The organism is Pandoraea eparura (genome assembly GCF_902459725.1).
Classification (GTDB): Bacteria; Pseudomonadota; Gammaproteobacteria; order Burkholderiales; family Burkholderiaceae; genus Pandoraea; species Pandoraea eparura.
This window is the reverse complement of record NZ_CABPSH010000001.1, coordinates 261,875-281,241: the sequence shown is the minus strand read 5'-3', so window position 1 is coordinate 281,241 and position 19,367 is coordinate 261,875. Positions and strand designations below refer to the sequence as shown.

Here is a 19,367-nt window from a genome sequence, read left to right as displayed (position 1 = left end):
GTCAGGCCGGCAGGCGAACGGCCCGCATATCACGCAGGATCAGCTCACCGGCCCGGAGCATTTGCTTGAGTTGATGCACCACCTGCTTGATCTCCTGCACGTGGGCCTCGGGGGCGCCGGGCTGCTGCTCCTGGGCGACGACCAACGCATCGAGGCGCCGCGTATAGTCGCGCATCGCCTCGCTCGCGGCCTGCGTATCCGTCGGCACCGACGCGGCCGGGGCCGCCACCGCCTGAGAGAGCAGATCGCTGATCGCGGAGACGACCTGTCCCAGCTCGCCGCTCTTGTCCGCCGCAATCTGACGCGGCAGCACGTCCGACATCCCCGTGATGTACGACGCCATCACATGGTTCTGCACCAGCAGATCGTTGAGTTCCCCGACCGAGACCTGTTTGGACTTGGGCTCCAGCATCATGCGCCTGAACGCCGCGCCGAAATTGCCGAACGCAATGTGCATGTCCTTGCGCGCCATGCGATAGGCGAGGTCGTCGCGCTTGCCGTCGCGACCGGCGCAAGATTCCAGATAGGCACGCGTCGACTGTACCGCTTGCCGGATAAGCGGCCCCATCAGGCGGTACTCCCAGTACGGGAAGAGATACGAGCACACCAGCGCCACGGCGGAGCCGATCAGCGTGTCGATCGCGCGCTCGCCGATCACGGACAGCGACCCGGGGAGCAGGAAATGGAACAGCAACAGCACGTAAGACGACATGAAGACGACCGACAGGCCGTAATTGAACAGGGACAGGCTGTTGCCCATGACCATGCAGAAGAACATGAGGGCGAGCAGCACCCACGCCTTGTGCACGAAGGCCAGAATGATCAGCACGCTGACGCACCCCACGAGCGTGCCAGTCAGACGCTGGGCGTTCTTCTGCTTGGTCAGGCTGAAGCCGGGCTTCAGAATCACGATGATCGTGAGCAGCACCCAGTAACTGTGCGCCTGCCCGGCGAGGAGCGACCAGTTCTCGCAAATGATCATCCCCGCCGTGATGGCAATCGTCACCCGCAAGGCATGGCGAAAGCTCGGTGAGGAAAACGTCAGATTCTTCCAGAGCAATTTCGGAGAATAGCTCTGTCGCGACGTGAAGCGAACAAGCGCCTGATCGATCTGCACCTCGGTGGCCGCGCCCGCCGTGGCGAGATTCGTGTTGCGGTGCATGCGTTCCACGACGCGCGTGCTGCTCCAGACCCGACGGAAGGTGCTCGTCAGCGCTTGATAGGCTTCGGGCGAGCGCTGCGGCAACGACTGCTTGCGCATCAACTCGATCTCGTACTCGATGGCCCGAAATTCCGCACGCCAACTGCGCTGCGCCCGCGACGGCTCGTTGGTGGCGATGGCATAGCCGATGGCATCGACTTCGTTGGCGATTTTTCGGATCATGTCGCGGAAGAACAGGAGCACGTCATGGTCGGCGAACTCCCTGCGCAGCATCGGATAATCGGTATGCACCGAGACCACGACCTCATGCAGATCGACGATGTTGATGAACAGGTTGAACAGCATCGTGCGGCGCGGCTCCAGCGTGCCGGTGCGCAGGCGGGGCAGGTTGCGAAGAATGATCTCGCGCGCCGCCTGCTGCTTTTCCACGACGTTGACCTGCGCGGCGATCAGTCGCCGGTAGCAATCGTCGATGTCGGTCGACGTGTCGTAGAACGCCGCCTTGGCTTCCAAGTACTGCGCCGTGACGAAGAAGCATTCGGCGAGCGTTTGCTGTTCGATGCGAAACCACCAGACTCGGCAGACGACGAGACTGAAGTAGGTGTACCAGAGCCCCCCGGCGAGCACGGCACCGGCATCGAGCACGGCCTGATGCCGGGTGAGGTCGCCCTCGACGTTGAGCACCATCATCATCAGGCAGGCGAAACTCACGAGCGACGCGCGATAGCCATAGATCACGAGCATCGACAGACCGAACGTCAGGATCAACGACGTGATCCAGAGCTGCCACGGCTGTGCGGCGGTGGCCATGCCCGTGATCAGCACCGTGAGGGCGCCGAGCAGCGTGCAACTGAGCAGTTCCGCGTGCTTGTGACGCAGCGGTCCGTTGATGTCGACCACGCTCGCGCACAGCGCTCCCGAGGCGACCTCGATGCCGAGCAGGTGCTGGTCCATCCCCCAGAAGAGCACGAGCGCCGGCAATACGACCCCCAGGGCCTGACGGGTGCCGGTGAAAAAGTAGTGGCTGTAAAGGAACTTCTTGATATCGGTCTGGTAGTCCATGCGTCGGGGGCGAGGGTTCCGCAGCAAAGCCGGCCGCGCGGCGGGGGCAGGCGCGGTGCAGTGAGAGTCTAGCCGAAGCCCTGCACGCCGCGAAGAGGGGGGCGGCGCGTGGCACTCGGCGTGCCGACGGGCTGGCCACGACGTGCAACGTAGACGTCACGCATGACGGGGCAGGTTTTCGGATCCGCCCGATCGGTTTCGCGGGGAGGCTTTTGTTATGCTTGCGAACAGACTCGCTCAGCCGCCACGCCCGCATGCTCCATCTATTCTTTTCCAACCGGTTCACGACCCTCGAAGCCGCCCTGCTGCGCGATCTCGCACAGGCGCCCGGTAGCGCGGGGAAATCCGGCCATCCGTTCGAGACGGAAACCATCGTCGTGCCAAGTGTGGCGGTGCGGCGCCGGCTCGAACTGGACTATGCGGACGTGTTTGGCGTGTGCGCGAACGTTCGTCTCACGTACCTCGCGCAGTGGCTGTGGGATATGGCGGGTCAGTTGCTCACGGTGCCCGAGAGTTCGCCGTTTGCGCCGGACCGGCTCGTCTGGCCGCTGTATCAGTGTCTCGGCCAGCCATGGGTGACGACCTCGCCACGACTGGCGGGCTATCTGGCGGGGGCGGACGAGGTCATGCGCTTCGAGCTGGCCGACCGTCTGGCGCATCTCTACGACCAATATCTGACGTATCGGCCGAACTGGCTCGAGCGCTGGCAATCCGGCGATGCGATCGCGCCGGGGGCGGCCACGGGCTGGGGCGACGTGCAGCGTGCCGACGAAGCGTGGCAGAGCGCCCTGTGGCGGCAGGTGTTGACACATCTCGAGATTCGCGAGCGGCATCCGACGTTGCGCGCCATCGACCGGATCGAGGCATTGACGCCAGAAACCGTGCCTGCCGGCTGGCCGTCGCGCGTGTCGGTGTTTGCACTGTCGTCGATGCCGCCGCTCTCGATGGCGCTGCTCAAGGCGATGTCCCGTCTGATCGACGTGCGCCTGTACGCCCTCAATCCGTGCGAGAGCTACTGGTTCGACATCGTGCCGCCGTCGCGTCTGTCTTATCTGGCACGGCGTGACGGGGCGGCGCATCGGGAAGTGGGGCATCCCTTGCTGGCCGAGTGGGGACGCCAGACGCAATCGCATATCGATGCGCTGTATGCCGACCTCGCGCCGCAGGCGGTGGAGGACCGGGCGTTGTTCCAGCCCAATGCCGCTCCGACCCTGCTTGCCGCCCTGCAGAACGGCATTCTCACGCTGGACGACGGCCGCCACGGCGCGCCCGACGGCGTGGGTGCCGACGGTTCGGTGCAGGTGCACGTGTGCCATAGCCTGGCGCGTCAGATCGAAGTGCTGCATGACCGGTTGCTGGCGTGCTTCGACGAGATTCCCGATTTGCGTCCCGACGACGTGCTCGTGACCGTGCCGGATCTCGGGCGCGCGGCCCCGCTCATCGATGCCGTGTTTGGTACCGCGACACCTCGCATCCCCTATCTCGTGACCGGGCTGCCGCCGACGCGGACCAACCCCGTCGCGCGTGCGTTTGCCGCGATCCTCGCCTTGGCGCAGCAGCGGGTGGCCGCGTCGAGCCTGGTGGAGCTGGCACGCACGGAGGCCATCGCGCAACGCTACGACCTCGGCGGCAACGTGCTCGACGCCATTCAGGACTGGTTGCATGCCGCGGGCGCGCGACGCGGCTGGCGCGGCGACGCCCTGCTGCGGCTCGACGCGCCGCCGTCGTCGGCGCTCTCCGATACGGAAGCCTCGCCGGTGTTGGAGCGACACACGCTGGGCGATGCCATGATGCGGCTGTTTCTCGGCTACGCCTTGCCTGACGACGCGTTGCCGGTCGCCGATTGGCTTCCTGTGGGGGGCATCGAGGGCGGGCGTGCCGAGTGGCTCGGGCAGTTGGCGCGGCTCATCGACGATCTCGATGCCAATGCCGTGACGCTGCAAACGGCGCGCACTGGGCTCGCCTGGCGCGACCAGTTGCTGGCGATGCTGGAGCAATTCTTCTCCGACGAGCCACGCTTTGCCGATGATGTTGCCGAGGTGCGCATGGCCATCGAGCAGATCGGCTCGGCCATTGCCGATGGCGCACCCGACGTGCAGGTGCCCGTCGATGTGGTGGCGCGCGTGTTGGCCAATGCGCTCGATGACCCGACCCGCGGTGGCGTGCCGTCGGGGCGCGTGACGTTTGCGGCGATCCCCAGTCTGCGCCTGCTGCCGTATCGGGTCGTGTGCATGATCGGCATGGACGATGGCGTATTGCCGGGGCGCGTGCGGGCCGACGAATTCGACCTCATGCGCGCGTTGCCGCAACGCGGCGATCGCCAGCGACGCGACGACGAGCGCAATCTCTTCCTCGATCTCATGTTGAGCGCGCAGGATCGATTCCTGATCACTTACACGGGGCGAAGCGTGCGTGACAACGCCCCATTGCCGCCATCGACGGCGGTGGATGAATTGCTTGACTTCGCCGGGCAGTTGCTCGCACCGGTGTTGCAGGGGTACAGCCTCGACGACCAGCGCGAAGCCCGCGAGCGTCTTGCCGTGTCGCATCCGCTTCAGCCGTTTTCTCCGGCGTATTTCGACGGGCACGATGCGTCGCTCTATAGCTACGACGCGGCTAATGGCGAGGCGGCGCAGCAATTGGCGGATCAACTGGCGTCCCCCGCGCCGGAGGCCCCCGCCGCTCCCTTCGTGCGCGAACCGTTGCCCGCCATCGTCCAAACCCATCTGACGTTGGATGACCTGCTGCGTTTCTGGCGTCACCCGGGCCGAGCCTGGGCGCGCGACCGGCTAGGGCTCTCGCTCGGTGAGCTGCTCACGGAGGTCGACGACGAAGAGCCGTTCGTGCTCGACTGGGCCGGACGCGATGCGCTGGCGGCGCGTCTGCTGCCGCGCCTGTTGCGCCAAGATGGACGCGGTGTGCGGGAGGGGCACGCGAGTACCGACGCGATCGAGCGGATTGCGAAGGTCAGTCATGAGTTGCCGGGTGGGGCGACCGGTGCCGTCTGGCGGCGCAGAGAACTGGGCGCCCTGCGGGCGCTGGCATCGCAGGTGCGCGAGGTGCAGGCAGAAGGCACGCAGGACTTGCTGGTGACGCTTCCGTTGACGCCGGCGCTGCCGCCGTCATGGCTTGAATCGACGGATACCGCGTGGCACGGCGATGCCACACTGCGCGCGGAATGCCTGTTGCAGGGGCGCTTGGCGCCGGTGTCGCGTTACGGCCTGGTGATGTATCGGTACGGCAGCATGCGTCCGAGCGATTTGCTGGCCGCATGGCTATCCCATCTGGCACTCTGTGCGCATTTGCAGCAGCCTGAGCACGCCGGGCTGGACGTGGCCGCCAGAACGCTCTGGTACGGCGAGGACGAGACGTTTGCGTTGCGGCCTGTGGAAGACGCGGCCGCGCTGTTGGGGCAATGGGTGGCGCTGTACCGCCTCGGCCAGACGCGGCCGTTGCCGTTCTTCGTACGAAGTGCCTGGAAGTTGGCGAGCACCGGCAAGCCGGGTGAGGCGCAAAGCGCGTGGCTCGGTTCCGCATTCGCCCGCGGTGACGTGGACGATCCCTACACGCGACTGATCTGGCGCGGCGTGGAGGACCCGCTGGCGTCGCCGTTCGATCGGCTCGCCAATCTGTTGTTCGGCCCGGTGGCGCAACACCTCGACATGGTGGAGGGCGCATGACGCAACTCATCGACCTCGACGTCTTCGGTTGCGACCTCGACGGCGTTTGTTTGATCGAAGCGTCGGCCGGCACCGGCAAGACCTGGAACATCTGCGCGCTTTACGTGCGGTTGCTGCTCGAAAAGCAATTGACGGTCGAGCAGATTCTTGTCGTGACCTTTACCAATGCCGCCACGGCGGAATTGCGTGAACGGATTCGCACACGGCTGGCCGGACTGGTCGCCGCGATAGCACCGGTCTTCGGGGAGGAGGACGATGCGACGGGAACCGAAGCGGGTGATGAATTCCCCGACTTCGATCCCGACGCGAGCGACGACCCCTTGTTCAGCGTGATGATCGCGGGGTTGATCGAGCGCGGTGACATGACGCCAAAGGCCATCCGCGCTTGTCTGCAAACCGCGTTGCGCGGCTTCGATCAGGCCTCGATTCACACCATTCACGGCTTTTGCCAACGTGCGCTCGCTGAGGTGCCGTTTGCTGCCGGATTGCCTTTCGCCTACGAGCTGGTGCCGGACGACAACGGCGTGCGCCACGATCTGGCGGTCGAATTCTGGCGCCGCGAGGTCGAACCGCTGGCCGCACAGGACGACGGATTTGCGGCGTGGCTGGTCGATGCCAAACGCTCCCCGGGCACGCTCACGGACCAGTTGGCGCGTCGGCTGAAGAAGCCGATGTCCGAATTGCGCTGGCCGGCGGCGGTGGAGGCGGACGCGCAAAGCGCGGCGGATCCGGCATGGCTTGCGACCTACGCGGCAGCGTGCGATTGCTGGGACGCCGAAGCCTCGGTGATTGCCGATCTGATGCGTGCCGCGTTACCCTCGTACAAGAAGAACATTTATCACGAGGCCTCGCTCGCGCAAGCCGTGGCGGCCTGGCAACGCTATCTGGGTGCGCGCGATGCCGGGGCGCTGCTGAGTCCGAAGGCGGAATTGCTCACGACGACGCGCCTCGGCAAGGACATCAAAAAGGGCGAGACGCCACCCGACCACCGCTTCTTCGGCATGGCCGATGCGCTGGTGCAAGCGCGTGCCGATGCGCACGCGCGCTACGCCATGCAGTGGCTGCGGATATTGCGCGAGTGGCTGATGCAGGCGCCCGACGAATTGGCGCTTCGCAAGCGCGAGTTGCGTGTGGTCTCGTTCGACGACCTGCTCGGCAATATTGCACGGGCACTGGTCCAGCACCCCGATCTGGCGCAGGCCTTGCGCGAGCGATATCCCTGCGCCCTGATCGACGAGTTTCAGGATACCGACCCGCTGCAATTCGATATTTTCAGCGCAGTGTATGGGCAGCGGGAGGCGGCGTTACCTACCACCGGACGCGGGCCGATGTTCATGGTGGGCGATCCGAAGCAGGCGATCTACAGCTTCCGGGCCGCCGATCTGCATACCTATCTGGCGGCGCGCGAGCGCGCCGACGCGGCGTACACGCTGGCGGTGAATCAACGCTCCACGCCCGCCATCATCGCGGCGGGCAATCGTCTGTTCGGTGCCAACGATCGGGCGTTCGTGCTCGAAGGGCTCGACTATCGGCCGGTGCGGGCGGGGGCGCGGCAGCGTGCGCCGTTCACGGATGCGCGCGACGTGGCCGATGTCACCGTCTGGTGGCTGCCCGACGATGACGAGCCGCTGTCGAAGGACGACGCGCAGCAGGCGTGCGCGCGCGCAACGGCGGCCGAGGTGGCGCGCTTGCTGGCTGGGGCGTCGCGCGGCGACGTGCGGGTGGGCGACCGAGCATTGGCGCCTGGCGACATCGCCGTGATCGTGCAGACGCACCGGCAGGGCGCGCTGATGAAGGCGATGCTTGCCGAGCATGCCGTAGGCAGTGTGGAGCTGACACAGGACTCGGTGTTTGCGAGCGAGGACGCGCAAACGCTGTTGCGGGTGCTGCGCGCGGTGGAGTCCCCCGGCGACGTGCGGGCGCTGCGTGCGGCGCTGGCGACCGAACTGTTCGGGCTCGACGCCACGGCGTTGTATCGCATGCAGACCAGCGAAGCCTCCGACGCCGAAGCGATCGCCTGGATCGAACGCCTTCAGCGCTATCGCCAGCTATGGATGGATCGCGGCTTCGCGGCGATGTGGCGCACGCTGATGCGTGAGTTGGGTCTCGCTGCGCGATTGGTCGCGCAGCCCGGTGGCGAACGGCGTCTGACGAACTTCATGCATCTGGCGGAGCTTGCACAGACCCGCTGGGCCGAGCAGCCGGGCATGCCCGCGCTGCTGCGCTGGCTCGCGTCGCAGCGCAATGCGAGCGGTGGCGAGGACGCGCAGTTGCGTCTCGAGTCGGATCAGAATCTGGTGCAGATCGTGACCGTTCACAAGTCGAAGGGACTTGAGTACAGCGTGGTCTTCTGTCCATTTCTGTGGGACGGCGCGGTGCGTGACGGCGGCAGTCTCGACGGACTCGAATATCACGATGGGCCGACCGCCGTCATCGACTTCACCGACGCCACGGGCAAGGGTTCGCCCGCCGCTGCCGCGCTGCGGCAGGAGCAATCGGCGGAGCAGGCGCGACTGTTGTACGTCGCGCTCACGCGCGCGGTCTACCGTTGCTATCTGGCGGCGGGCATCTATACCTCGCGACGCAGCGTCAAGGAGGGGTGCGGCGGCATGCTCAACTGGCTTGCGGCGGGTCAGGGCAATAGTTTTGACACATGGGTGTCGTCGACGCTCGATACCGACGAGCGCGTGGCCGCCATCCGCTTGGCGTGGAAGACGTTGGCCGGTGGCCCGATCGCCGTTGTGCCGTTGCCGATGGGGGACGCGTTGGAGGCCGACACGCGTATCGTCCACGAGGCGTCGCCGCAGCTCAGCCCACGCGCGAGTGCTCGCGCGCTGCGCGAAGTCTGGCGGATCGGCAGCTTCTCGGGACTGTTGGCGGGGATGCACACCGGTTCGCAACTGGGCGGCGGTCAACTCAGTGCGCCGGAGCGCACGCGTCCCGATTACGATGCGCAGGCCAATGCCGGGCCGACGTTCGCGTTGCCGCCGGAGGGGGACGACGCCTGGCCGCCGGCCGACGACATTCTGCGTTTTCCGCGTGGGCCGGCCGCCGGCGAGAGCCTGCACCGGGTGTTCGAACTGGCTGACTTTCAGGCGCGTGCGCAATGGCCGCATGCCGTGTCGCGCGCCTTGCGCGAGCGACCGCCCGGGCGTGGGGCCGAGCAAAACGAGACTTGGCGCGCCATGATGATGAACATGCTGGCCGATACCCTCTCCACCCCACTGCGTCCCGGTCTGCAACTGGCCGACGTGGCGCTGGCCGAACGGCTCACCGAAATGGAATTCACGTATCCGGCCGATGCCGTGTCGCTCGAGGCATTGCGCGGCGTGTTGCGCCAGTTCGGTTATCCCGATTTGCCGCTCGACGCGACGGTGTTGCGCGGCTACCTCAAGGGCTTCATCGACCTGGTATTCCGTCACGGTAGGCAGTGGTGGATCCTCGACTGGAAGTCGAACTACCTCGGAACCGCACCGGAAAACTACGGTGCAGAGGGTTTGCGCGAAGCGATGGCCGAGCACGGCTATCACCTCCAATATCTGCTCTACACGCTGGCATTGCATCGCTACTTGCAGCGCCGCCTGGCTGACTACGATTACGACCGCGATATGGGGGGGAGCCTCTATCTGTTTGTCCGAGGCGTTCGGCCCGACTGGGCGAGTGCGCATCTGACCGGCGACGATGTCCCTGGGGTGTTCTTCGACAAACCGTCGCGCGAGATGGTCGATGCACTCGACCGGCTGTTCGCCGCGGGCGAAAATACCGCGCTGGCACAAGCGCTGTCGCTCGACGTGCCGGGCAACGGCGCCGGTGCCGACGGGGAGCGCCCATGAGCGATATGCGACATCGGACAGAAGCGTCCGGCGCGCCGCTGGCCGACAGTGGCGTGGTGCGATTGGCGCAGGGCTTCGCGCGTCGAATGGCGATGCTCGCGCGCGGACACGGGGCGGACGAGTCCACATGCCGCCATGTCTGGCGTGCCGCCCTCGCGGTCAGTCTCGCCACGGCGGAAGGTCACGTCTGCGTGCCGCTCGATAACCTGCTCGACGGGCAAGCCAGCGGCGAATTGTTTCCCGGCGACGCGCCCGCATTGTCTGTCTGGCGTGAGGCGCTCTTTGCCAGTGGCTTGTGTGCCCCCGCCAACTTGGCGCTGGCGCTCCCCGGCGACGCGCAGGCCGACGCCTATCCCTTGCTGCTCGACGACCACGACCGTCTCTACCTGGCGCGCTATTACAGCTACGAAGCGCGGCTGGCGGCGGCGCTCGGGCGCAAGTTGTCGCTCACCGAGCGCACGCCGGTCACCGCTGAGGACCGCGCGCGTCTGCGCCGTTACTTTGGCGAGGGCGTGCTGGCGTCGTCCGATGGGCAGTGGGAACCGAACTGGCAGATGGCGGCCGCAGCGCTGGCGCTGCAACGCCGGCTGGTTGTCCTCAGCGGCGGGCCGGGCACGGGCAAGACGACCACCGTGGTGGGCTTGCTGGCATGTCTGCTCGAGCGGGACGCGAACCTGCGCGTGGCGCTCGCCGCGCCCACGGGGAAAGCGGCGCAGCGCATGCAGGAGGCATTGACGGCGCGCCAGGATCTCCCGGAGACGGTCCGCCGGGCATTGCCGGAGGCGGCCGTGACATTGCACCGGTTGCTGGGCGTCTTGCCGGAATCGGCCGAGCAAGTGGGTCGGCGCTTTCGCCATCACGCCGGCAATCCGCTGCCCTACGATCTGATCGTCGTGGATGAGGCGTCGATGATCGATCTGTCGATGGCGACGCAATTGCTCGAAGCGGTGCCCGAAGACGCGCGCCTGATTCTGTTGGGCGACAAGGACCAACTGGCGGCCGTCGAGGCGGGGGCCGTCTTCGGGGAGTTGAGCGCACAACGCATGTTCTCGTCGGATATGCGCCTACAACTGTTGTCCGCGCTGGATTGGCCCGCCGACGCACCGCCGCGCTCAGGGCCACTAACCGTCGTCGAGACGGGGGTGACGGGTGTCGCCGGCGGAGGTGTTCGAAAGTCGCAAGGCCTGGAGGACACCGTCGTCTGGTTGGAGCGGACGTATCGTTTCGGGGAGAACTCGGCGATTGGCCGTCTTGCAACCGCCATCAAGGCCGGCAAGGTCATCGAGGCGCGCAAGGCGTGCACCGTCGCGGATGACGTCACGCTCGCCGGCATCCGTTCGGCGAACGTTACCGCCGCGGCCGACGAGGACCGCGTGATGTTCAGTGAGGACAGCGGCGTGCAGTTGTCTGCCGCGCATCTGAACGCGCTGGCGGACGGGTATTCGGCGTACCTCGCAGCGCTTGCCGGGGCGGTGACGATGATCGGGCAACTTGGCGATCCGGCGGCGGCCACCGCCGCAGACGTGGCCATGGTCGCGCAGCCGGTGTTTGCGGCGTTCGGTCAGTTCCGTGTGTTGTGTGCCACCCGCGGCGGTCGGCGCGGCGTCGAATTTCTTGGGGCGCAACTGACGGCGTTGATCGCACGTCGGGCCGGCATGGCGCTTGGCGCCGGCGGCGGCGCATGGTTTGCGGGGCGCCCGGTGTTGGTGACGCAAAACGAATACGCGCTGAACCTGTTCAACGGCGACATCGGCATCGCGTTGCCGCTCGGGCCGTCCGGTACGCTGCGAGTGGCATTTGCCACGCCGGACGGCGCGTACCGACTTTATTCGCCGGCCAGTCTGCCGGCGCATGAAACCGCGTTCGCCATGACGATTCACAAGTCGCAGGGCTCGGAATTCGAGCAGGTGGCCATGGTGTTGCCGGAGCAGTCGAGCCGAGTGTTGTCAAGGGAATTGGTCTATACGGGGGTGACGCGAGCGCGCCGTCAGGTATGGCTCTACGCGCCGTGGCAGGTGGTCGCCTCGGCCATCGCGCGGCCCACGCAGCGCGACGGCGGATTGACCGACCGCTTGCGGGAGGTACTGGCTACGACGCCGGCTTGGATGTCTGTGCCGCCGCCGCGATAGCGGCCTCGGCCACCGAGCCCAGCCGTGTGACAAGCAACTGGTCGATCTTGTAGTTGTCGATGTCGACCACTTCGAACTTGTAGCCCGCCGCTTCGGTGGCCTCCGATTTTTTCGGAATGCGCTTGAGCTGATAGATCATGAACCCCGCGATGGTCTCGAATTCGCCTTCGCCGGGCAGCTCGTCGATATCGAGCGCCTTCTTCACGTCTTCGACCGACGTGACACCGTCGACGAGCCACGAATGCTCGTCGCGCTGCACGATCTGATCTTCGTCCGCCGGGTGAATCACGTTGCCCATGAGCGCGCCCACAATGTCGTTGAGCGTCACCACGCCGACCACCAGTCCGTATTCGTTGATGATCACGGCAAAGCCTTCGCGCGTTTCCTTGAAACGTGCCAGCGCTTCGGAAAGATTCAGGGTGTCGGGGATCACCAGCAGCTTCTTCGCATACAGGCGGTCGAGATTGCGAATCACGCTCGACAGGTCTTCGCTCGCAATCCGCTGAAGCAAATCCTTCGAGTCGACGTAACCGAGCACGTTGTCGATTTCGTCGCGGCACACGAGGTACTTCGAATGCGGGCTTTGGATGATCTTCTCGCGAATGCTGCGCTCTTCCTCGGCGATGGTGAAGTACACCACGTCGTCGCGAAATGTCATGACCGACCCGACGGTGCGCGATTCCAGCTCGAAGACGTTCTCGATCAAATGGAGTTCCTCCTTGCGCACCACGCCGGCTTGCGCGCCCGCGCCGACCATCGCCGCGACGTCTTCGGACGTGATGTTCTCGATGGCATGCGTCGGCAACTTGAACAGGCGAAGAAACAGGTTCGCGACGCCGTTGAAGAGGTAGACGAGGGGCCGCAGCACCTTCAGGCACAGCAGCATCGGATCGATGATGCCCATGGCAACGCGCTCGGGGTTGACCATCGCGAGACGCTTGGGGATCAGGTCGGCAAACTGGATGAAGGCGATGGTGATGAACAGGAACGAGCCGATGCCCGCCAGGCGCAAGGCCAGTGCCTGATCGGCGAGCGGCGAGAGCCATGCGAACAGATAGCCGGTCAGAAAACTCTCGCCGAGCACACCGCCGAGCACGGCGACCGCGTTCACGCCGATCTGCACGACGGTGAAGAAATTGCCGGGCTGCTCCTTGAGCGCCAGGACCTTGATCGCCTGTGGATCGCCCTTTTCCATGAGCACGTGCAGCTTGGTGCGCTTGGCGGCGGTCAGCGAGATTTCGGCGGCGGAAAAGAACGCACTCGCCAGAATCAGCAAGAAGATACTGAAAAGAAAGCCGTAACCACTCATGTTGTCATCCCTGTAAATGCGAAGGCGAGTACACAGCCGCGACGCTGTCCGGACCGATTCGCATGGCGAAGGGTTCGGTGGGCAGGGAGACATTTCAAAACAAGCCCGGTGGGCCGTCATTTTGAGATGCCTTCAGGCGGGCGCGCGGATGGCGCGTACCCGGCGCGGTGTCGCCGGCGGACCCAAGGTGCCGCCGACGCCATGTTGGCGGGCCGCGTCAGCCGCGTCGGCTGTGCCGCTGTCCGATAGCATGCCATAAGTTCGGGGCACCTCGACACCCGCGCCCCAACGATTGGGCGTGCGCCGGGGCGCGCTGCTGTCTACTTTCGGACGGTGGCGTGCGCGAGCTGCGAGACACCGTGTACAGAACCGACAATGGCGGCACACCGCCTCGGGCATCGTGAGCCTCGCATCGACACCTTGTCGGCGCCGTGGCGATGGGCCACGTTTCTCCCTACTGAGGATTTCACGATGATGAATGGCATCCAGGCATTCCACTATTCGCCGGGGTTGGGCAACGTTGCGGCAGCGGCCCCCATCGCGTTGGCGCCGGGGGCGGGACTCGCCAACGCCGCCGGCATTCCGCTGGTGCGCATCGCCAACGCGCGCGCCGAGAGTCTGGCGCACCCATGGACGGCGCGCGAGGTGCGTGCCGTGCCGGTGTCTCGTGGCATGGACAAGACATTCGGCAATGACTTCCTGGGCGCGTCGGCGGAAGTCGAGGCTTCGGGCCAGTTCATTTCCGAGGGCGACGGCATTGACAGCGGCGAACTGGCCGCACTCGTGCTCGCCGGTCCGACGAGTGGCCCCGCGCGTGGTGCGCAACCGGTCCTGAGCCCGTCCGCCGTGCAGACGCTTCATGTGTGCGCCAGCGCGCAGACCACCCATACACGCGGGGTATCGCCGGACGGTCGCAATCATCCGGTCTTCATGCCCGACGGTCGCAGTGAGCGGGCACAGATCTGCCGCGACATTGTGAGCGGCTCGCTGCTCGGCACGGGCGGTCGCAACGGTACGGTGGCGTTCGACACCGGCCGCGACGACGTGACGACGATCGTCGCGGATACCGCCCGCCGATGGACGGGCAAACCGGCACTGGCAGGTAAAAAGGAATGGTCGAAGGCGTGCGAGGAACTGGAGTCGCCCGCCACGTTCATCGCGAAGGTGAACGAGCGGTTGCACCAGGGGGCTCGCATTCTGCCCTCGCGCGAGAGCACCGAATGGATGCTTCGCGTGGGGTTCGCCGACGGCTTGCCGATGCATCAGGCCATGGTGCGCGCGGATCTGCCGCCGTCTGTCGGGCTGGGCACTGACGAGTGGGTCAAGCTCGCCCTGGGCGTCGAACAACTCGGTGAGCGACACTGGGAGCTTCGTCACACGGAGGTGATGGACGCCGCGGCGCTGCCCGCGACGAACACGAAGGCCTTTACGGCCCTGGCGACGTCGATGTCGTCGCGCCCGCCGCATATCGCCACGCAGCGCCTGCGCAACCAGCTGGCGATGCGGGGTGTGCCGACGGTCTCGGCCAGCACCACGATCGATCCGTCAACGAACGGCTAAGCGCGCCGACCGCCCGGCCGGGCAAGCGTCAGCCATGAAAAAACGCGCCCGGGGTGACCCGGGCGCGTTGGCTGTCGCCGGCGACGACGCAAAGCGTGTCGGCGGGGCGGCATGACAACGTCGCCGCCGCCGCGTGCGCATCGTCAGGTGCGACGATAGATTTCGGCGCCGCTCTTGACGAACTCCACGGCCTTGACTTCCATGCCCTGCTTGAGGGCGGCTTCGTCGGTAAGGCCTTGCTTGGCGGCGTAATCGCGCACGTCCTGCGTGATCTTCATCGAGCAGAAGTGCGGCCCGCACATCGAGCAGAAGTGGGCAACCTTGGCCGAGTCCTTCGGCAGCGTCTCGTCGTGGAATTCACGCGCCTTGTCCGGATCGAGACCCAGGTTGAACTGGTCTTCCCAACGGAACTCGAAACGCGCCTTCGACAACGCGTTGTCGCGAATCTGCGCGCCGGGGTGGCCCTTGGCGAGATCGGCGGCGTGCGCGGCCAGCTTGTACGTGATGATGCCTTCCTTCACGTCGTCCTTGTTCGGCAAGCCAAGGTGTTCCTTCGGCGTGACGTAGCACAGCATGGCGGTGCCGTACCAGCCGATGGTGGCCGCGCCGATGCCCGACGTGATGTGGTCGTAGCCGGGGGCGATGTCCGTCGTCAGCGGTCCGAGCGTGTAGAACGGGGCTTCGTCGCAGTACTCGAGCTGGAGATCCATGTTCTCCTTGATGAGCTGCATCGGCACGTGGCCCGGGCCTTCGATCATCACCTGCACATCGTGTTTCCAGGCGATCTGCGTGAGTTCGCCCAGCGTCTTCAGCTCGGAGAGTTGCGCTTCGTCGTTGGCGTCGTAGATCGAGCCCGGACGCAGACCGTCGCCCAGCGAGAACGCGACGTCATACGCCTTCATGATTTCGCAGATCTCTTCGAAGTGCGTGTACAGGAAGCTTTCCTTGTGATGCGCGAGGCACCACTTGGCCATGATCGAGCCGCCACGGCTCACGATGCCGGTCATGCGGTTGGCGGTCATCGGCACGTAGGCAAGGCGCACGCCGGCGTGAATCGTGAAGTAGTCGACGCCCTGTTCGGCCTGTTCGATGAGCGTGTCGCGGAACATTTCCCAGGTCAGGTCTTCGGCCTTGCCGTTGACCTTCTCGAGTGCCTGATAGATCGGCACTGTGCCGATGGGCACCGGGCTGTTGCGCAGAATCCATTCACGCGTTTCGTGAATGTGCTTGCCGGTCGACAGATCCATCACCGTGTCGCCGCCCCAGCGGATCGCCCACGTCATCTTGTCCACTTCCTCGCCGATCGACGACGTCACGGCCGAATTGCCGATGTTCGCGTTGATCTTCACGAGGAAGTTGCGGCCGATGATCATCGGCTCCGATTCCGGGTGGTTGATGTTGTTCGGGATGATGGCGCGACCGCGGGCGATCTCGCTGCGCACGAATTCCGGCGTGATTTCGGCGGGCAGGCTCGCACCGAAATGCTGCCCCGGATGCTGGCGCGAGAGCAGCTTGGCCAGGCGCTCGCCCTGCGGGCCGGCGTTGCGCACGCTCTCGATGTATTCCTGACGGCGCAGGTTTTCGCGAATGGCGATGTATTCCATCTCGGGCGTGATGATGCCCTGACGCGCGTAGTGCATCTGCGTCACGTTCTTGCCGGCCTTGGCGCGGCGCGGCGTGCGATGCAGGCCCGGGAAGCGCAGGTCGGCCGTGGCGTCGTCGGCGGCGCGCTCGCGACCGTAGGCGGATGTCATGCCCGGCAGGGCTTCGGTGTCGCCGCGCTCTTCGATCCATGCCGCACGCAGGGCGGGCAGGCCGGAGCGAATGTCGATGCGGGCGTCCGGATCGGTGTACGGACCGGACGTGTCGTACACGAAGATCGGCGGGTTCTTCTCACCGCCAAAGCTCGTCGGTGTGTCGGCTTGCGAGATTTCGCGCATCGGCACACGGAGGTCGGGGCGCGAGCCGCTGACGTAGATCTTGCGGGAATTCGGCAGCGGTGCGATCGCGGCTTCGTCCACGCGCGCATTGGCTGAGAGGAACTTCGGATTGGCGTTCATGCAATGTCTCCTGGCGGGGCACGTGTTGACGCCGACAATTTCGGCGAAAAGCGGCTCAGGAGCATGAACGGGGGCGAGGAACTTCTACGCTCCCTGCGCTGGCATTATCCAGATCAGGTTCTAAGGGTATTTCTCACCCACAACTCACGTTGCAGGACCCCTGCGCTAGCTTTGCGGCAACAATACACCGACATGCCCGGCAAACACAAGCACGATCCGTCCCGAAAAACGTGAACGGCCGATGGTGCGCTGCCGCATGCAACGGTGCGAGCGCTTGCCAACTCGCGTCCAGCGGCGATCTCAGGAGACCGGGGGTATGCCGGCGGCGGCGTCGAGCGTGCGCGCCAATCGTTGCGCGACGTCACCGGCCAGCGTCTCGGGCACGTTGGTAAAGCTCATCACCAGCGCTGGTGGCAGCGCACGGGCGAGGCAGAAGCGCGTTAGCGCGCCCGGTGCCAGTCCATGGCGCAACGCGATCCGGCAGACGGTGCGGTCGTCGAGCTGCGTCTCGAGCCAGCCGAGCAGATGCATGCCGCCGGCCTGGTGCGCCAGCTCGATGCGTCCCGCGAGGTGCTGGCGCAGGGCATCGGCAAGGGCGGCCCGGCGCTGCGCGTAAAGTTGGCGCATGCGCTTGATGTGGCGGCTGAAATGCCCCTGGGTGATGAAATCGGTGACGGTGGCCTGTTCAATCAAACCTTGTGCCGGGCAGGCGAGCGATGCGTGGGCGGTGAAGGCGTCGGCCAGCGAGGGGGGAACGACGAGATAGCCGAGTCGCAAGCCCGGAAACAGCACTTTGCTGAATGACCCGGCGTAGACCACGCGCTCGCCGCCATCCAGACTCTTGAGCGCCGGCAGCGGGGCGCCGGTGTAGCGGAATTCGCTGTCGTAGTCGTCTTCGACGATCCACGCCTCATTTGCCTGCGCCCATGCCAGCAGCGCGAGACGACGCGCAAGCGGCAGCGCCACGGACAGCGGTGACTGGTGCGATGGCGTGACGATCGCCAGTCGCGCGTTGGGCGCCGTGCGTTCGCCCGCCGCGACGTCGAGTCCGTCCTGATCGACCGGTATGGGCACCAGCGTTGCGCGCGCCAGTTTCAGCGCGTCTTGCGCGCGGAAATAGCCCGGATCCTCGCACCATACGGCATCGCCCGGGCGCAGGATCACGCCCGCGACCAAGGCGAGTGCGCCCTGATAGCCTGCCGTGACGACGATCTGCCCCGGGTCGCAATGAATGCCTCGTGCGATCGCGAGATAGCCGGCGATGGCTTCGCGCAGCGGCGCCCAGCCGGTGGCATTCTGGTAATGCAGGTCTTCGTGGGAGAGATGACGGGCACGACGCGCCGCCAGCCGAGCCCATAATTTGCGCGGGAATTCATCGAGGGCGGGCAGACCGTTTTGCAGCGGGAATGGCATGCCGACCGGGTTCAGCGGGATCGTGTCCGGGTTGTCGGCGAGATCGCCGCCGAGCCCGCCCGGCGCCTCGGCGCGTTCATCGACGACACAGGCGGGCCGAAGTGTTCCGGGCCCGACGGTTCGTGGCCCCGCCCCCGCCGGTATCGCATTCGCGGCCGCCCCGAGCCGTGCGGTGTCCAACTGCGGGTTGACGCGGCTGCCCGCTGCGCCGCGTCCGATCACGAAGCCTTCCGCGACCAGCCGCTCGTACGCCGCCTCGACGGTGCCGCGCGCCACGCCCAGCTCACTGGCGAGCGAGCGCGTGGACGGCAACCGGGTCGACGGCGCGAGCTTGCCCGAGAGAATGCCGTCGCGAATGCGCTCGTATAGCGCCCGATAAGTCGGCACCCCGACGGTTTGTGCGGCAGCGGCCAGATGCAGCGCCGCCAGCGCGGGAGGACTGGGTTTGTCGGTCATGAGGCAATCCCTGGGATGGCGTGGGGAGCGTCTGGCATCGGGCGCGCCGGACGCTGCACGCTCGGGGGTTCGCTTGGCTCACTTTGGCCTAACGATTTTATTCGATTTTGGCTCTTCCGGATGAGACAAGGGGTGCGTATCTTCAAAGGCATGAATACGTCGCATGCGTGAGCACGGCATGCGTCCTCTTTGTGAAGCCGATCCTGAACGGAATGGAGAATTGACTCATGCTACGACTGAACTACATCAAGGCCGCTCCGCGCCCATACGAACATATGGGTGCGCTGAGCCAGTACTTTCACGACTGCGGCCTGCCGGACGGCCTGGTCGAGCTGCTTTGGTTGCGCGCGTCGCAACTCAACGGGTGCGCGTTCTGCATTGACATGCACGTGACCGACGCCCTGAAGATGGGCATCGAGCCGCGTCGTCTGCATCTGCTCGACGCCTGGCGCGAGACCGAGCTGTACTCGCCGGCCGAACGCGCCGCGCTGGCATGGACGGAAGCCGTCACCAACGTGCAGGACGGGCACGTGCCGGACCCCGTGTTCGCCGACCTGCGCGCGCATTACGACGACAAGCAGATCGCCGACATGACGTTCGCCGTCGCCACGATCAACGCGTGGAACCGTATGGCGATTGCATTTCGCGCGCCGCTGCCGAAGGCGCCGCAGGGCGTGCGCTAAGGGCGTGCCCGACGCGAAGC

9 protein-coding genes and 1 riboswitch are annotated in these 19,367 nt (G+C 65.8%); of the genes, 5 read left to right on the top strand and 4 right to left on the bottom strand.

Going from position 1 to position 19,367, the window contains the following annotated elements; genetic code table 11:
• Position 1 precedes the first annotated feature (1 nt).
• Entirely contained in the window at positions 2 to 2,224 is a 2,223-nt protein-coding gene (locus PEP31012_RS01225) for an FUSC family protein (RefSeq protein WP_150587545.1), read from the bottom strand.
• Between the two features lie 254 nt (positions 2,225 to 2,478).
• On the opposite strand from PEP31012_RS01225, the gene recC reads away from it, so the two are divergent.
• Genes recC through recD form a run of 3 tightly spaced genes read left to right on the top strand, consistent with a single transcriptional unit; the run spans position 2,479 to position 11,866 of the window.
• Positions 2,479 to 5,904: an exodeoxyribonuclease V subunit gamma gene (gene recC / locus PEP31012_RS01220; protein ID WP_150587544.1), complete on the top strand. Its 3,426-nt coding sequence runs from the start codon at positions 2,479 to 2,481 to the stop codon at positions 5,902 to 5,904.
• Positions 5,901 to 9,737: an exodeoxyribonuclease V subunit beta gene (gene recB / locus PEP31012_RS01215; RefSeq protein WP_150587543.1), complete on the top strand. Its 3,837-nt coding sequence runs from the start codon at positions 5,901 to 5,903 to the stop codon at positions 9,735 to 9,737. Before recC ends, recB begins: the two co-directional genes overlap by 4 nt.
• On the top strand, positions 9,734 to 11,866 hold the full coding sequence (gene recD / locus PEP31012_RS01210) for an exodeoxyribonuclease V subunit alpha (protein ID WP_150587542.1): 2,133 nt from the start codon (positions 9,734 to 9,736) through the stop codon (positions 11,864 to 11,866). The genes recB and recD overlap by 4 nt, the downstream gene beginning before the upstream one ends.
• On the opposite strand, the gene paeA is transcribed toward recD, so the two are convergent.
• Complete coding sequence (gene paeA, locus PEP31012_RS01205; RefSeq protein WP_150587541.1) at positions 11,826 to 13,175, bottom strand: polyamine export protein PaeA; 1,350 nt, start codon at positions 13,173 to 13,175, stop codon at positions 11,826 to 11,828. The genes recD and paeA overlap by 41 nt on opposite strands.
• A gap of 471 nt (positions 13,176 to 13,646) precedes the next feature.
• Between paeA and PEP31012_RS01200 the strand changes: the two genes are divergently transcribed.
• Entirely contained in the window at positions 13,647 to 14,735 is a 1,089-nt protein-coding gene (locus PEP31012_RS01200; protein ID WP_150587540.1) for a hypothetical protein, read from the top strand.
• Positions 14,736 to 14,878: 143 nt separating this feature from the next.
• Here the strand turns inward: PEP31012_RS01200 and thiC are convergent, their stop codons facing one another.
• Positions 14,879 to 16,795 (bottom strand): phosphomethylpyrimidine synthase ThiC, encoded by a 1,917-nt coding sequence (gene thiC, locus PEP31012_RS01195; protein WP_150587539.1) that lies wholly within the window; start codon positions 16,793 to 16,795, stop codon positions 14,879 to 14,881.
• A gap of 73 nt (positions 16,796 to 16,868) precedes the next feature.
• A riboswitch (TPP riboswitch) is annotated at positions 16,869 to 16,967 on the bottom strand.
• A 128-nt stretch (positions 16,968 to 17,095) separates the two neighbouring features.
• A complete protein-coding gene (gene pdxR, locus PEP31012_RS01190) occupies positions 17,096 to 18,664 on the bottom strand; it encodes a MocR-like pyridoxine biosynthesis transcription factor PdxR (protein ID WP_150587538.1) in 1,569 nt (522 codons plus the stop codon).
• Positions 18,665 to 18,891: 227 nt separating this feature from the next.
• Here pdxR and PEP31012_RS01185 point away from each other — a divergent pair, with 227 nt between their 5' ends.
• On the top strand, positions 18,892 to 19,347 hold the full coding sequence (locus PEP31012_RS01185; RefSeq protein WP_150587537.1) for a carboxymuconolactone decarboxylase family protein: 456 nt from the start codon (positions 18,892 to 18,894) through the stop codon (positions 19,345 to 19,347).
• Positions 19,348 to 19,367 lie beyond the last annotated feature (20 nt).